Origin of the sequence: Falsibacillus albus, assembly GCF_003668575.1 — a bacterium.
Classification (GTDB): Bacteria; Bacillota; Bacilli; order Bacillales; family DSM-25281; genus Falsibacillus; species Falsibacillus albus.
Genome location: NZ_RCVZ01000012.1, coordinates 34,462 through 49,272, shown reverse-complemented (window position 1 = coordinate 49,272; position 14,811 = coordinate 34,462). Strand labels below are relative to the sequence as shown.

The window sequence follows — 14,811 nt, the reverse complement described above, 5'->3', positions numbered from 1 at the left end:
TCATCCCCTCAATCATTAAATGTATTCGTTTTGTATTCAGGTTTCGTTCTGTATAACGCTACCCGATTCCCTTTCAACCTACACCTCAAAATATGTAATCTTGTTATTATTTAGTAATTATACCATTTACCTATAAAACGATATAGGTCTAAAGTATTATCTAAAATATTCCTTTTGGGCTCAAAGTCAGAAAAATTCATAAAAGACCCGCTTTCGTCGCATCTTATTAATGGACTCATTTTTCAAATGGCTGTTTTCGTATAGATTGTTCTTAAAATCTTACTGCCGATTTTAATGCGTAAATAGATGTTTAGCGCGTTGAAATAGAGGATCCTGGCTCTCTTCCCGCTTATTAGGCCATTTTAAAGATAAAAAAATTGAATGGACAATCCTATTTTAGTTGTTAAAGCAACGAAGTTTGAGAAAAGAGCCTTACAAATTGACTGACATTCTTCTAACAGCCGGCTTATTATCGGACAAATCGAGGTGATAAAAATGCATTTAGCAATACTGATATGGCTTGCCATCCAAAACATAAGAAAGAGAACATGGAAAAACATCCCTCGTTTTTTTCCCAGTGTGCTGTATGTTGTCATATTCAATGCCGGCTATTATTATTTATGTAATTATAAAGTGCTTTGGGAGTTTAAATCTCCTTTTCTCAAAACACGAACGATAAAAATCCTGCATTTATTTTTTATTATGCCTCTATTGATACTATCTTTTTTGTCCACTTATCCAAGTAATTTCCTGAGACAAATCGTTTATGTAATAAAATGGGTTTTGGCTTCATCATTAATAGAATGGATAGGATCAAAATTTAATGCCATTACATTCAAAAATGGCTGGAACTGCTGTTGGTCGACCTTTATCTACCTATTGATGTTCATATTCAGTAGAATGATCCTAAAAAAACCGTTTGTAACTTTGTTGCTCTCGGGTTCGACAACAGCTTTTTTGTTAACGATCTTTCAAATCCCGCTAAAGGTGACAAGACTGCCGTCCTTCAAAAAATTTTTTCTGCTTGATGATTGATTATTACAGATGAAAAGGAGGCCATGCTGACGGCCTCCCAATAAGCAATTAATTATTTTTCTTCCATCACTTTTATGAATTCCCGCAAATAATCCGGCAGATCCGGCGGACGCCTGCTTGAAACCAAGTGTCCATCCACTACAACGGGCTCATCCAGCCAAACAGCTCCGGCGTTCTCCATGTCATCCTTGATGCCAGGAGTGCTGGTAACCTTTTTGCCTTCCAATATTTTTGCTGAAATCAACACCCACCCCGCATGGCAAATCTGCCCGATCGGTTTCTTTTGTTCTTCCATGAACCGAAGGACAGCAAGGACTTCAGGGAATCGTCGGATTTTATCAGGGGCCCATCCTCCAGGCACAAGGATGGCATCAAATTCTTCCGCTTTTATTTCACCATAGGATAAATCGGATACTGCTGGAACGCCATACTTTCCGATGTACTTTTCTCCGGCATTTTCACCTGCCAACTGGACTGCGGCTCCTTCCTCCTGCAGCCTTAAGATCGGATACCACAATTCAAGGTCTTCAAAATCATGATGGACAAGACTAAGTACTTTCTTTCCTTTTAATCTCATCATTTTCCTCCTTCTTATTTCCATTCAATTTCTATGTTCAATTGCGCCTGATATATCATAATGGCTCGGATCCAGTTCTGTCGGCATTCCGAGAACCAATTTCGCCACTTCGGCGCCAAGGTAGGGGCCGCTTGTCAGCCCGGATGCCCCCAGGCCATTTGCGGCAAACAGCCCATCAAAATATGGAACAGGCCCAAAGACCGGAAGAAAATCAGGTGTAAACGGCCGGAATCCCACTCTTGTTTCCATTAACCTGCCGTTCCCCAGCCCCGGAGCGATCTCCAACGCTTTGCCCAATATTTCATTCAATCCGCCTGCCGTGACCCGATCATCAAATCCTGCCTCATTTTCATGGGTTGCACCCACGACCACCCGGCCACCTTCAAAGGTAAGGATGTATTGATCATTCGGAGGCATCACAACCGGCCAATTGGCAGTGTCCATATCCTGAAGCTCCAGGTGGACGATCTGCGCTTTTTGCGGCGAAACCTTAAATTCAATCCCTAGCGGGGAAAGTAATTCCTTCGACCATGCTCCTCCGGTGACAATCACCTGCTCCGTATCCAGGGTCCTTTCCTGTACACGAACCCCTGTCACCCGATTTCCTTCAAATACAAGCGAAGCACTTCCTTTAAGGAAGTCCGCCCCTTTTTTGAAAGCTGACTGGATGAGGGCGTTTCGCAGCGATCTTCCATTTACACGTGCCCCGCCGCTGATGTAAACAGCTCCATATTCGTCGGAGAGCGGAGGAAACATCGACCTCGCCTCGGCAGGGGAAAGAATTTGAATATCCCCGATTTCCGGTGCATCTTCCCTCCGCTTCTGAGCCCGTTCTGCCATTTTTTCCAGCTTCACAGGATCCTTGTGCAGGCTGATTGCCCCTACCCTGTTATAGCCGGTCTCTTTCTCGCACAGCTCTTTCAGTTGATTGATCAGCTGTGGATAGTAGCGGGCCCCGCCTTTCACCAGCTGATACCAATCCTTGTTGCGCCGCTGGGATATCCAAGGGCAAACGATCCCCGCTGCAGCATCCGTCGCCTGGCCGCGGTCAAACCGGTCGACCAGGGTCACCTCTACACCTGCATTCGCCAAATGGTAGGCCGTAGATGCCCCTAGTATTCCTGCTCCAACTACAATCACCTTTTTCATTCTAAACACCTTTTTCATCACAAAACTTTTTAATCATTATTTCACATTAAAAGGGATGCAAACAAACATTATGAAATTCGTCGGAACGAATAGTACTTTTTGGAAAAATACTAATTTTAAAATACTTTAACACTTCATTTACAAATCGATGATAGTCTATGAGCATTACAAAGGAGGGAACCAAATGAGAAAGCAGTTCAAATTAAGTCTTATACTAATTTTCATCTTCTCGATGATTCCAGTTTCCGCTAATGCCTTGGATGGACCAGTTACTGCCTCCGGAATCCAAGATGGTGGAATTGGAAACAGCACAAATTATTTAAATGAGGCCCCTAATATTTCCATCGATCAGAAAGTCAATCAGATTATCTATCCATTGTTTTCGACCCCGGCAATTAAAGAGAAAGGAGGAACATTAACACTAAAAGTTGATACACAAGGAAAAGAAGCCGGAGCTTGGATTGTAAAATTAAAACAAAACAATCATTCTTCCTTGACAACCGACTATGATTTGCCTGTCCTCTCCGTTCAGCAAGGTCAATCTTATTGGAGAAATAGTTCTACCATTTCTGATGTAACTGTAAAGATTCCTGATAATGTTCCAGAAAGATTATATGACTTAGAGGTATCCTATACAGGAAACGGGCAAAGAATCACGGATAAACAACCTCACTCGGTAAAAATCATCGATCAATTCAAAAAAGATTTTACTTTTCTGCATTTAACCGATATTCACGTGGGATCTCCAAGAAATGTCGGTGATCCTGACAATCCTACTTCGACTGATCCAGCATTGGCCCGAGAGACGGGTATGTGGGACCCTGATCCAAACAAACGCTGGCTCTACCTGCAAAAAGCCATCAAAGAAGTAAATCTGAAAAATCCTGACTTTGTTGTCCTTACAGGAGATTTAATTTTTGGACAAATGAATCCCCAAGAATATATTTATGAATACGAAGAAGTGTACAAAGTACTGCAAAAATTAAATGTTCCTGTGTACATTGTCCCTGGGAACCATGATTTCTATGCGCAAGATGCAACTTTGGCAGATGGAGCAAAATATTGGGAAAAATATTTCGGCCCTCAATATTTTTCATTTAACTATGGCCCCTATGCACATTTTATCGGATACAATTCATTTGATTGGAATAAAATTGACCGCAGCGGCCACGGAACTGTCTCTGTCCCGACTTGGGGAGGACAAGTTAGAGCGAAGCAATTGGCATGGATTAAAAGTGATTTAGAAAATAATGCAAAAACGGCTCAAAGTAATCAAATTCGAGGGTTATTCTCCCATCACAATCCTTTATGGCGCGACCGTGATATATGGCCGCAAACGGACTCGGAAGTTCAAAAATATTGGCAGCAATATGACCAGCAGCATGATCCTCAGTCGGTCGATACGCTTGCATTGGGGGAAAAACTGGGACTCAAATATGACCAACAATGGCATGGAGAAAATGCCCAAGCGTTGATTGACCTTATGAAAGAATATGGTGTAACACTTAGTCTTCACGGACATACTCATGTTGACAATGTTACAAAGCAAGATGGGATTCTTTATACGACGACAACAGCCATAGAGCTTACGGGAAAACCATGGGTTGGCTTCAGGGATTTCCAGACAAGCGATGGACAAATCACTTCCTATAATTATGAAGAGCCCGGCCACTCAATTCCTGTATATGAAAATGGCGATACAAAAAGCGGGATCATGTCCTATCAAGCAGATTACCAAAGTGCAAATGACGGAACTGCGTCCTCTCAGAAAATAACCATTTCTAATAGACTGAAGAAGGACTTAACCGTTTCAATACCTATTTATTTGACAGAAGGATCTTACAAAACGACAAACGGAGAACAAGTAGTACAGAACTATTCCGCAGATGGCAAACAATATCTTGAAGTAAAAGTTACTGTACCTGCGAACGATTCGAAAGTAGTGAGTGTAGAAAAAAATTAAACTAACTCACAAAAGTATGTCTTTATCACGGCAGACCGTTTTTAATAACAGGTGGAAATTCGTCAATACTAATTGCATGAATCATCTGCCATATTGTGATACGTTAAAAATGATTCATTAAGATGAAAAGGAGCGAGTCGTGTATGCGTGATAAAGAAACATTGAAGCAGGAAATCTTGGATGCTTACCATTTTAGACATGCAACAAAACAGTTCGATCCAGATAAAAAAGTGTCAGATGATGATTTTCATTTCATCATGGAAACAGGCAGGTTGTCCCCGAGTTCCTTCGGTTTTGAACCTTGGAGATTCGTGGTCATCGAAAACCCTGAACTAAGGGAAAAAATCAAAAACACGGCATGGGGCGCCTACGGAAAGCTTCCTGAAGCCAGTCATTTTGTCGTTATGTTGGCAAGGACGAAGCTCGATACGAAATATGATTCCGCCTACTTGCAGGATCATTTTAAAACGGTGAAAAGTATGCCTGAAGAACATTTGGAAAAATATCTTTCCCGAATTGAAGAATTCCAAAAGGTGGACTTCGATTTACTTGAAGGCGATCGTCCATTGTATGACTGGGCATGCAAGCAAACCTACCTAGCCCTTGGTAATATGATGACAGCCGCTGCCCAGATCGGCATCGACTCCTGTCCAATCGAAGGCTTTGATATTGAAAAAATGAACGCCCTGCTTGCCGAAGAAGGTCTCCTGGAGGATGGACATTTCAGCATCTCCGTCATGGTTGCTTTCGGATACCGCGTCAACGAGCCAAACCCAAAAACGCGCAGACCTTACGACGACATCGTCAAATTCGTATAAAAATACCGGTGCCTGTCACCAAAGTGCAGGGCTGCCTAAAATGGGGAGCCCTGCACAAAAATGCCCTCGGTCCAAGACCGAGGGCATTTATATACAGATCATCTCCTAAACCAATCAGCCCCTTCATCCATATGAAGGAAAGGGATATCCGTGTCCACTTCTCCAGTCAGTCGATCGATATCTAAGTCTTCCCCTTTCAGCCATTTTCCAAAATCAAGTTCCACAGGCTCACGGTCTCCGCCAAGCGCCATCCATGCTCTCAACTCATTCGGAAAGTATGCTGACGTATGAATGGTGCCTGCCCAGCTGCTGTACAGATCAGAGAATACCCCTTTGTTCCGATCGTTCATCATACGGAATGCATCGGATGCTTCTGAAGCTCCGTTTTCCTGCATAGCCTCCAGTCGTCTCTTTGAATCGACAAGATGGTTCCGGTTTTCTTCTGTCAGCAGTTCAAAATGATTTGTACAGGCCTGTGATTGGCGCACCGCAACTTTTCTTGGTGACGTTTCCACGACATAGGTCTCTCCGCTGCGATCAAATACTACATAGCTGAAAGAATGACGATGGGGGATTTCCTTCAGCATTTCGACGGCTTCTTGGACGTTAGCACATGATTCCAAGATCAGCCTGCCGATCATGCAGCAAATAAATCCGTCCCCCGGGTTTTTTCGATGCATGAAATTATAGCCAACCGCCAAGCCCTTCTCGTTCATCCCATCCATTCTGCCGGTCACCCGCTGGCTGGGACCGATGATCGCATAGCCTTGATCTGTCGGCTGGAACAAAACATAGCGTCCTTCATACGTTTTAGGATGGTAGTCATAGTTCCTGATTAAATAATCCTCACCTGTAAAGATTGAACAGCCGGATTTTACATAATCCAAACGGTAGCCTCCGAATTCCTTCAGTACCTTTTCCATAGGCCACTCCAGCGCCTCCTGCAAACCGAGCAGCTCTTCCCAGATTCCCGGCGCAAATTTGATAATCGCATCCTTAGCCTCTGCTTCGTCAATCGAAAACCTTGGCTTCCGCACCTTCCATTGGTTTTCACGATTGATGACGGCAAGCGAATCCTTCAGCCTTTGCCCTTGCATATAACCAAAATCCATGTGGGTTCCCCTGAATTGAATCACATTGCTATGTATTTTCTTCACTTTATTTTCACCTCAAGTATTACGGTCGTCTTTTATCAGGATAATCGATTACCAGCAAGAAATAAAATCCTTGGCACCCGACAGACAAAAAAAAGCCTGCCGCACCAAAGGGCAGCAAGCCAATTTCAAACAATTTTGCTTTTACTTTGCCATCGGCTGCGCCTGGCTCGGACCTGAATCGACTCTGCTGCCATCTGCTTGCTTCGCCGGATTCTTTGACCAGATCGTTGCCAGAATCGGACCCGAAATATTATGCCAAACTGCTGCAATGACGCTTGGAAGTGCAGCCAATGGACCGAAATAAGCCGAAGCTAAAGCCACCCCAAGACCTGAATTCTGCATCCCCACTTCAATCGATATCGCCCGGCGCTCCCCTTCGTCCAGCTTGAGCAGCCAAGCAGCGCCATATCCGAGGCACAGCCCGAGGAAGTTATGAAGCATGACCGCTGAAAAAATCAAACCACCGGAAGATGCGATATGATCACCATTTGCCGATATAACTGCTGAAACAATAATGATAATGGCCAATACGGAAATCAACGGAATGACGTTCTGGCTTTTTTGAACGCCTTTAGGGAAGATTTTTTGCACGATGAAGCCCAATACAATCGGAAAGATGATGACCTGAACAATCGAAAGGAACATCGCTTTTGGATCGACAGGCATCCATTGTCCGGCGAGCCCTAATAAAATCAAAGGAGTGGCAACCGGCGCAAGCATCGTCGAAATCGAAGTCATCGCAACCGATAATGCCAGATTCCCTTTTGCCAAATACACCATGACATTCGACGATGTCCCGCCTGGTACGGATCCCAGCAGGACCAATCCTGCTGCTAGCTCTTTCGGCAGCTGGAGCAAGTAGGCGATCGCTAATGCACCAAGCGGCATGATCAAAAATTGCGCCAGAATACCTGTAATGACAGGAAGAGGTTTCGTAAGGACCAATTTGAAATCAGCCGGCTTAAGCGTCAACCCCATTCCGAACATGACAACGCCTAATAATATGGTTATGTACCCCCCAAGTGGAAGAAACGGTGCCGGAACAAAATACGCGATCCCCGCAATTAAAATGACCCAAACAGCAAAATACTTCCCGGCAAATCGACTGATGGTTTCAAGTGTCTTCATTTATTTTCCTCCTTTTTCATATGAACCAATTTATAGGGGTTCAAAATTTCCATCGGATCGAGGGCAGCCTTTATTTTTTCCATCACCTGCAGAGCCTGCCCATGCTCTCTCTCCTGGTATTTCATTTTTCCGACACCGACCCCATGCTCGCCAGTGCATGTTCCATTCCGTTGTAATGCATACTCGACGATTTGCTCATTGAATATATTTGCCTTTTCAACCTCTACTGGATCATTGACATCGATCATGAGCAGCGTATGATAATTGCCATCACCAACATGGCCAAGAATCCCACCGACCATATCCAATTTTTCCATTTGGCTTCTGGCATGCTTGATCGCACCAGCCAGCTCCGAGAGGGGGACACAAACATCGGTCACCATCTGCTTTTTCCCGGGATGGCCATGAATATAGGCATAAGCGAGGTTGTGCCTTGCTTCCCACAGCTTATTCCGCGCTGCATTGTCCTTTTCAAATACAAGATCCTCACAATGGTGGTCCTTGACGATTTCCTTTGTAAATTCAACATCCTGGTTCAAACCTGCTTCGTTGCCGTGGAACTCAAGAAACAATGTCGGCTTCTCATTGTAGCTCGTATCACTGTATAAATTCGTCTGGACCATAGACTGCTCATCCAAAAGCTCCACCCTGGCGATCGGTATCCCAGCCTGTAAAATGGAGACAACAGCTGCGACCGCGTCATCCAGCCGTTCGAATGAAGCCCTAGCTGCTACAACATGTTCCGGAATGCCAAATACACGCAGCGTCAGCTCGGTAAAGCAGCCCAACGTTCCTTCCGATCCTACGAATAGGCTGTTCAAGTTATAGCCGGAAGAAGACTTCTGCGCCAAGTTTCCGGTATGGATGATGTCGCCATTTGCCAGGACGACTTCCAGATCACGGACCTGGTCTCTCATCACTCCATATTTCACCGAAGTCGTACCGCTCGCATTTGTGGCTGCCATCCCGCCGAGTGTGGCATCTGCACCTGGGTCGACCGAAAAGAATAGGCCGTATTTTTTTAAGTCTTTATTAAGCTGCATCCTCGTGACCCCTGGCTGGACTTTCACAAGAAAATCCTTCTCCCTGACTTCAAGAACCTTATTCATCAAGGAAAAATCGATCGTAATACCTTTTTCATAAGCAATCACATGCCCCTCCAAGCTTGTACCCATTCCGAATGGAATAATCGGTGTCTTATGAGCGGAAGCCAATTTGACGACGGCGCTCACCTCCTCGGCACTCTCAGGAAAGACGACAATGTCGGGAGAACTCGGCGTATGATAGGATTCATCCTTTCCATGCTGTTCGAGAATCGTTTCATTCACAGTGACTTGTTCATCTTTCAACAATGCTTTCAAATCGTCCAACAGCTTGCTCTTTGATGCGTTCATATGTATCTCCCCCTGTTGAAAAAAGTATAATGATTGGAATTATACCTAATACTCAGAATATTTCAATAGTAAATTGGATTATTTTTGTAAAATCCACCATCTCTTATTTCAAAGGCTACATTCTTAAAGTGGGCTGCTAATTATCAAAAAGGTGATTTCCACTAAAGGATCCCCACTTTCCGCGGGGCGGGCGGAGTCTTCGTCTTGCACTCCAATCAACAGCCAGCATAAGCTGAAAACCACAAACATGCTTAAACAAAACCTATTAAAAAAATCCGAATCAATTCGAATTCTAATGTAAGAATTTGAATTGTTCGGATTTTTCTTAGAAGAGAACACTTTTGTCCTAGCCTCTTCTTTCCTCTATGAACCTACTTTTGCATTCTTCATTTTTTCATCAAGGAGGTAGAAGGCTTTCTCTAAGTTCTCCTTCGGTACCCTTCCGTACTGATCACCTATACTCAGTTCATAGGAACATTGCGTTTCATTGATTTCTTTCACATATCCTGTCATGGCCACTCCTGTTTCTTCCGCAATCTCTGCCATGAGCGATTCCACCTTTTCTTTCGGCTCTTGGAAATAGACATGAAACATATTTGAGACCGGCATTTCAGGAATGGTAAATACTCCTTGGCAATCATTGAAGGCTGCGGCTGCTTCTTTAGCTTGCTCAAAATACTCTTGCATCCTTCCAATCCTTTTTTCAAAATAATGGTCCGCACTGATGATATATGGATACAGGCTGATCAAGTCACCGCCGTGGCGCCTCTTCCAAACCTTCGACTCCTTCACAAAGTCTTCTCCCCCAGCGAGGATCGCCCCTGCTACACCACCGATTCCTTTATAGAAGGAGATGTAGACACTATCAAAAAGACTGCAGATCTCTGCTGCCGATTTTTGATAGTATGGAAGGATTTCATAAAGCCTCGCACCATCCAGATGGAGCTTGATTCCCTTCTTACGGCAGTAAGCAGAAATCTCTTCAAGGGTTTTGTACTCCGGAAGCTGTCCGCCGATTTCACGCTGCGGCAACTCAAGCAGCAAACAGGCTATATCCTCGTTTAATTCGGTCACATCCTCTAACTCTATGACCCTATCTTTATCGGCCAATAATATGGGCTCGAGGTGGTGCAATTCCTTCAATCCATCCTCTTCATGAATCTCCAGATGGCAGAGTGGGTGGTAGGCAACTTTTTTCGTTCTTTTCCGATCGCACCAAATCCGTAAAGCGATTTGCTGCGCCATCGTCCCGCTCGGAAAGAAAACGGAGCTTTCTTTCCCAAGGTAGTTGGCCATTTTTATTTGAAATTCTTCAATGATCTTACCGGAGCCGTATACATCACTCTCTTCTTGATCCTCGATGTGTTCCAGCGCCTCCTTCAATACTTCCACTGTTCTTTTCCCGTTCCCCGGGAGTAAATAGGGTGCTTTTTTGAATGCTTCAAGCAGCGGATTGGGTGAAGTCAATTTCTTTTCCTCCTTTGTTTTTAGCTCTTTTTGTCATATTTGTTGATATTGGTCAAAGCTTGAGTAAGGTTGATTTCCACGGAAGGATGCTCGCTTTCCGAGGGCCCTCACACGAAGTGAGGTCGTTCGATGTCAGCTCACGAGGTGCCGAACTTAATCGAATATCCACTATATCTCCTCGCTTCGCTGCGGGGTCTCGCACCTTCCGCTCCAATCAACCGCTAATGTTCAATTATTTTCAAGAAAACCGTTCAACAAAAACAACCTTTTCAATAATGCATTCCAGTTATTTATAGGAGCGGGGGCTTTCGGTGTCTCGTACCTTGCTCGAACGCATAGGCAAGCTCGATCAATACCGGTTCACTGAAGGCTTTCCCTGTAAATGTAATTCCAACAGGCTCACCATCCCCTGTGAAGCCAGCCGGGACATTAATGGATGGATACCCAGCCTTCGCAGGGATGCCTGAGCCAAAATGGCTTGATGAAACGATTGCATCCAGCTGATGCTCTTCCATAACGGAATCGATTCCATGCTCTCTCGAAAAATATTGATCTTTTTCCAAGCACTTCAAATACTCCGCTTCTGTCAAATTCCCACTCGTATCCTGGGAATCGATCAATACTTTTTGACCATACTTCAATGTCTGCTCGCCCAACCTCTCATTGAATGAAATAACATCCGATAAGGAACGAATCCCGATTTCAGGATCGGTAGTCCTTAAGTATGCATTGACACCGGACTTGAATTCATAAAGCAGCACCTTGCTTTTCCATTCCTTATTTGCAGACGGAATACGAACATCCTCAACGACCTCAGCACCCAGTTCGCTCAGTCTCTTGACAGCCCCCTCCATCACTTGACGCTGGGACTCACTTAAATGCTTCATGAAAAGGCTTCGCGCGATGCCTATCCGTTTCCCCTTTAACCCATCAGCCTTTAGATGTTCCATGAAATCTATTTCAAGGAGCTCGTTGCTGCTGGTCACCGGATCTTTCTCATCAACGCCTTGCATGGCACCAAGTATTAATGCTGCGTCCGCAACCGTTCTCGCGATTGGACCTGCCGTATCCTGAGTGTGGGAAATCGGGATGATTCCCGTACGACTGATCAATCCCACAGTCGGTTTGATGCCTACAACTGCATTCTGGTTCGCTGGACTTAATATGGAGCCGGATGTTTCCGTTCCAATTGAAGCTGCGGCAAAATTAGCCGCTACGGCAACTGCCGATCCAGAGCTGGAGCCTCCAGCCTCAAACTCGACCCCATACGGATTCAGCACCTGGCCACCTCTGGAGCTGTAGCCCGAGGGCATATTTTCTGCCATGAAATTAGCCCACTCGGTCATGTTGGTTTTGCCAAGGATGACCGCTCCAGCCTTTCTCAATTTCTTTACGACAAAGGCATCTTCCTTTGCATAGGATTCAGCCAGCGCCAAAGACCCTGCACTCGTATGCATCTTATCTCCGGTATCGATATTGTCCTTAAGGAGAAGCGGTATACCGTGAAGGGGGCCTCTGCTTCCTTTGGTGCGACGCTCAAAGTCCAATGCAGCCGCTGAATACAGGGCATCGGGGTTTATTTCTATGATCGATTTCAATTCCTGATCGAACTCAGCAATCCGGTCCAAATACATCAAGACAAGATCCTTTGAAGAAACTTCACCAGATTGCATTTTATATTGAAGTTCCTCTATCGATATATCCAAAATCCATCCATTTTTGAGCCGATCTAGCGCTGGGTTTTCCATAGTTGAACCTCTTTTCTTAAAATTGTTTTGCCGTGCTACTGAATTTATTCGATAAGAAAAGAGGAAAATCCTTTAGGTGCACTGATAGGCAAGACGGTAAACAAGCATTTTCTCATAAGCATTTTTTTCATAGCCATGCAGGCCGATTTCTTCGAACAACTCAAACGGTGTCTGGTTTTCTAGGTAAAAAATATAATCTTCGGAGCTATAATATAAAATCAAATCGATGCGTCGTGGATTTTCCTCAAATGATTGCAGGATATTGTTGACGACTTTCATGAAAATTTGGACGGTAAAAGGATTAAAAAAGTAAAAATGATTATCCTCTGGGTGGATTTCGTAAGTTTCTGCCAGGCAGCAATGAAAATAAATGTTCCGCTTGTTAGTATTCTTTTTTTCAAAATAACGCCCTCTATTTTCAACTGCTTGTTCATAAAATAGCTCATCCATTTCCACTCCGATCATCGTGGACTGAAACAAGTGATGAGCGAAAAAGTTCAGCCTTCCTTTGCCACAGCCAAAATCGACTACCCTATCACTGCTTTTCAATGGATAATGGCGAAAAAACCGTTCGAGCGCTTCGTACGGAGTAGGCTCATAGCGATGGTAATGCAAGGAGGAATGAAATCCCGCCTGCTCCTTGCTTGTCCGGATATTCAGCAGCGCATCATATTCCTTATCCTTCATTTGCATTCTCCTTTTTGCTGACGAATCATGACTCCATTTTAACACCTTCTCAAAACATAATTATTGAATACACTGAAACAAAACCCATTTTATTGTTAAAATGGATAAAGATAGAAAAATAAAGGTGGTTTGACATGACATGTTTTCTTCAATTAATCTCCCTTCCCTCTTGCTGAATCTTGCAGTATGGGCAGGATCGGCTGCACTGGTCATTTTCTTTTATCGAAAGAATAAGGCTAAACTGACTGGATGGAAGGTCTTCCTTGCCACGTTTGTCGGTTTGTTCTCTTTTTCCATCACAGTCCCTTTATTCCACGATACATTTAAAATTGCCCTTTTGCCGCTTGGCGTCTGGATCTTATTTTTTATTTTTCGAAAAGTTAAAGACCGGTGGGTAAAATACCGTCCATTTGCATGGCTAGGATTTTTTTCAAACTACCTGTTCCTTGCCGCAGGGCTGCTGGCCATTCCGATCAACCATGGACTTTATCCGGAAAATGAAGTATCGACGTATCTATCAAGCTATGAGCAGCCTGTCTTGATTGCGATCAATCCGTCTGCTGATGAGCACCGGATCGATCGTGCAGCCCTTTCGACAGCTCTGAATAAAATGAAAGAAAAGAAGATTTATAGTACAGTGTGGTATCAAAATATTACTGGTCAAAACGGGAAAAAGGGGGATGAGCGGTTTCCCTATGTCCTTAAAGGTACATCATCAAAATCGGGCAGTGGGATCCAAACCATGGTCTTTGTAGAAAAGGATGGGAAGGGTATTTTAGTCAACTCACAAAGAAGACAGCGATATTTCCACTCGCCTTCTTCAATTTGGGAGGTGAAGAACCCGTGAAGAAAAGAATATGGATACTCTCTTCCACTATCGTTCTACTCATCATTATCACATTAGTCATGTATCGTTTTTTCCCTTGGCCTCCTTCTGCTTTCCCGAAAGAATCTCAATTGACAAAACGAATGAACGGATTGACAGTTACTATTCAGGCAGACAAGATTCAAGCAATCGTAGAGCTCGATGCCACCCATAAACTTGTCCCATTCGTTTCGACGAAGCATACATATGGGCTAAGCTTCTGGGTTTGGAATAAGCATGAATGGGAGCTGGATTCAATCGATACTGAGGGCAGTCCGCGGATTTGGAAAATGGATAATAATGACTTGGCTGCTCAATACATCGTTTGGAATCTCAAGCCTGATGACAATTTGAAAACCCTGGACTTTTATTTGATGAAAGATAGGGGATATATGGTCTCCGGAGGAGCTGAAACATATATGCCGAAAATTCAGATGAAGGACACCGTTAAAGTCCATGGACAATCATTCGGCATTATAAAGCTGCCTGAAGAATGGGTATATATCATGAAACAAACGTCACGAGTAAGCAATAGACAACAGCCTGATTATTTTTTTGAAACAGCTGACCCGAATATACATATCGGATGGCAGTCTAAGGACCAAAACGGGAATGAATACTATCCTGAAACACCCAATCATGGCTACAGCTACAGGATTGGAAATGATGATTTAGAAGTTATGATGCCTATTGATAATACCGATTTGGAATAATGAAAAATGAGCCTGGCGACAAAAGTGTTTTAGTAGTCGAAAAAAATCCGAACTATAATACCAAATCAATAGAATTCGAATTAGTTCGGATTTTTTAATAAGTATTATTC

At 43.8% G+C, this 14,811-nt stretch carries 13 protein-coding genes; 5 read left to right on the top strand and 8 right to left on the bottom strand.

Annotation, left to right across the window (positions count from 1 at the left end; all coding sequences use genetic code 11):
• The first annotated feature begins 495 nt into the window (after window positions 1–495).
• The gene (locus D9X91_RS23155; RefSeq protein WP_121681671.1) at window positions 496–1,035 is read left to right on the top strand and encodes a CBO0543 family protein; all 540 of its coding nucleotides are present in this window, start codon (window positions 496–498) and stop codon (window positions 1,033–1,035) included.
• Window positions 1,036–1,087: 52 nt separating this feature from the next.
• Here D9X91_RS23155 and D9X91_RS16070 read toward each other — a convergent pair whose 3' ends face one another.
• Together D9X91_RS16070 and D9X91_RS16065 are read right to left on the bottom strand one after the other, a co-directional pair.
• A complete protein-coding gene (locus D9X91_RS16070) occupies window positions 1,088–1,612 on the bottom strand; it encodes a type 1 glutamine amidotransferase domain-containing protein (RefSeq protein WP_121681670.1) in 525 nt (174 codons plus the stop codon).
• 24 nt (window positions 1,613–1,636) lie between these two features.
• Window positions 1,637–2,770 carry an NAD(P)/FAD-dependent oxidoreductase gene (locus tag D9X91_RS16065; protein ID WP_121681743.1) on the bottom strand — a complete coding sequence of 378 codons (1,134 nt, stop codon included), beginning with the start codon at window positions 2,768–2,770 and terminating at the stop codon, window positions 1,637–1,639.
• 175 nt (window positions 2,771–2,945) lie between these two features.
• On the opposite strand from D9X91_RS16065, the gene D9X91_RS16060 reads away from it, so the two are divergent.
• A complete protein-coding gene (locus tag D9X91_RS16060) occupies window positions 2,946–4,724 on the top strand; it encodes a metallophosphoesterase family protein (protein WP_158598346.1) in 1,779 nt (592 codons plus the stop codon).
• Between the two features lie 143 nt (window positions 4,725–4,867).
• Complete coding sequence (locus D9X91_RS16055) at window positions 4,868–5,542, top strand: NAD(P)H-dependent oxidoreductase (RefSeq protein ID WP_121681668.1); 675 nt, start codon at window positions 4,868–4,870, stop codon at window positions 5,540–5,542.
• A 98-nt stretch (window positions 5,543–5,640) separates the two neighbouring features.
• Here D9X91_RS16055 and D9X91_RS16050 read toward each other — a convergent pair whose 3' ends face one another.
• The 6 genes from D9X91_RS16050 to D9X91_RS16025 all read right to left on the bottom strand — a co-directional run bounded on the left by D9X91_RS16050 (window position 5,641) and on the right by D9X91_RS16025 (window position 13,123).
• Entirely contained in the window at window positions 5,641–6,699 is a 1,059-nt protein-coding gene (locus D9X91_RS16050; RefSeq protein WP_121681667.1) for a C45 family autoproteolytic acyltransferase/hydolase, read from the bottom strand.
• Between the two features lie 141 nt (window positions 6,700–6,840).
• Window positions 6,841–7,827: a bile acid:sodium symporter family protein gene (locus D9X91_RS16045; RefSeq protein WP_121681666.1), complete on the bottom strand. Its 987-nt coding sequence runs from the start codon at window positions 7,825–7,827 to the stop codon at window positions 6,841–6,843.
• Window positions 7,824–9,221, bottom strand: a complete 1,398-nt coding sequence (locus tag D9X91_RS16040) for an FAD-binding oxidoreductase (RefSeq protein WP_121681665.1) — start codon at window positions 9,219–9,221, stop codon at window positions 7,824–7,826. Before D9X91_RS16040 ends, D9X91_RS16045 begins: the two co-directional genes overlap by 4 nt.
• A 363-nt stretch (window positions 9,222–9,584) precedes the next feature.
• On the bottom strand, window positions 9,585–10,688 hold the full coding sequence (locus tag D9X91_RS16035; protein WP_121681664.1) for a threonine aldolase family protein: 1,104 nt from the start codon (window positions 10,686–10,688) through the stop codon (window positions 9,585–9,587).
• Between the two features lie 290 nt (window positions 10,689–10,978).
• Window positions 10,979–12,436, bottom strand: coding sequence for an amidase (locus D9X91_RS16030; RefSeq protein ID WP_121681663.1), 1,458 nt, complete (start codon window positions 12,434–12,436; stop codon window positions 10,979–10,981).
• Between the two features lie 72 nt (window positions 12,437–12,508).
• Window positions 12,509–13,123 carry a class I SAM-dependent methyltransferase gene (locus tag D9X91_RS16025; protein ID WP_121681662.1) on the bottom strand — a complete coding sequence of 205 codons (615 nt, stop codon included), beginning with the start codon at window positions 13,121–13,123 and terminating at the stop codon, window positions 12,509–12,511.
• 139 nt (window positions 13,124–13,262) lie between these two features.
• Here D9X91_RS16025 and D9X91_RS16020 point away from each other — a divergent pair, with 139 nt between their 5' ends.
• Both D9X91_RS16020 and D9X91_RS16015 read left to right on the top strand, forming a co-directional pair.
• Window positions 13,263–13,970: a hypothetical protein gene (locus D9X91_RS16020; protein WP_121681661.1), complete on the top strand. Its 708-nt coding sequence runs from the start codon at window positions 13,263–13,265 to the stop codon at window positions 13,968–13,970.
• Entirely contained in the window at window positions 13,967–14,701 is a 735-nt protein-coding gene (locus tag D9X91_RS16015; protein WP_121681660.1) for a hypothetical protein, read from the top strand. The genes D9X91_RS16020 and D9X91_RS16015 overlap by 4 nt, the downstream gene beginning before the upstream one ends.
• Window positions 14,702–14,811 lie beyond the last annotated feature (110 nt).

What these genes read in the sequence shown, in the direction of transcription:
- D9X91_RS16030 (WP_121681663.1), bottom strand. Translation starts at nt 12,436, where the DNA reads ATGGAAAACCCAGCGCTAGATCGGCTCAAAAATGGATGGATTTTGGAT.
- D9X91_RS16070 (WP_121681670.1), bottom strand. Translation starts at nt 1,612, where the DNA reads ATGAGATTAAAAGGAAAGAAAGTACTTAGTCTTGTCCATCATGATTTT.
- D9X91_RS16025 (WP_121681662.1), bottom strand. Translation starts at nt 13,123, where the DNA reads ATGAAGGATAAGGAATATGATGCGCTGCTGAATATCCGGACAAGCAAG.
- D9X91_RS16055 (WP_121681668.1), top strand. Translation starts at nt 4,868, where the DNA reads ATGCGTGATAAAGAAACATTGAAGCAGGAAATCTTGGATGCTTACCAT.
- D9X91_RS23155 (WP_121681671.1), top strand. Translation starts at nt 496, where the DNA reads ATGCATTTAGCAATACTGATATGGCTTGCCATCCAAAACATAAGAAAG.
- D9X91_RS16045 (WP_121681666.1), bottom strand. Translation starts at nt 7,827, where the DNA reads ATGAAGACACTTGAAACCATCAGTCGATTTGCCGGGAAGTATTTTGCT.
- D9X91_RS16020 (WP_121681661.1), top strand. Translation starts at nt 13,263, where the DNA reads ATGTTTTCTTCAATTAATCTCCCTTCCCTCTTGCTGAATCTTGCAGTA.
- D9X91_RS16060 (WP_158598346.1), top strand. Translation starts at nt 2,946, where the DNA reads ATGAGAAAGCAGTTCAAATTAAGTCTTATACTAATTTTCATCTTCTCG.
- D9X91_RS16040 (WP_121681665.1), bottom strand. Translation starts at nt 9,221, where the DNA reads ATGAACGCATCAAAGAGCAAGCTGTTGGACGATTTGAAAGCATTGTTG.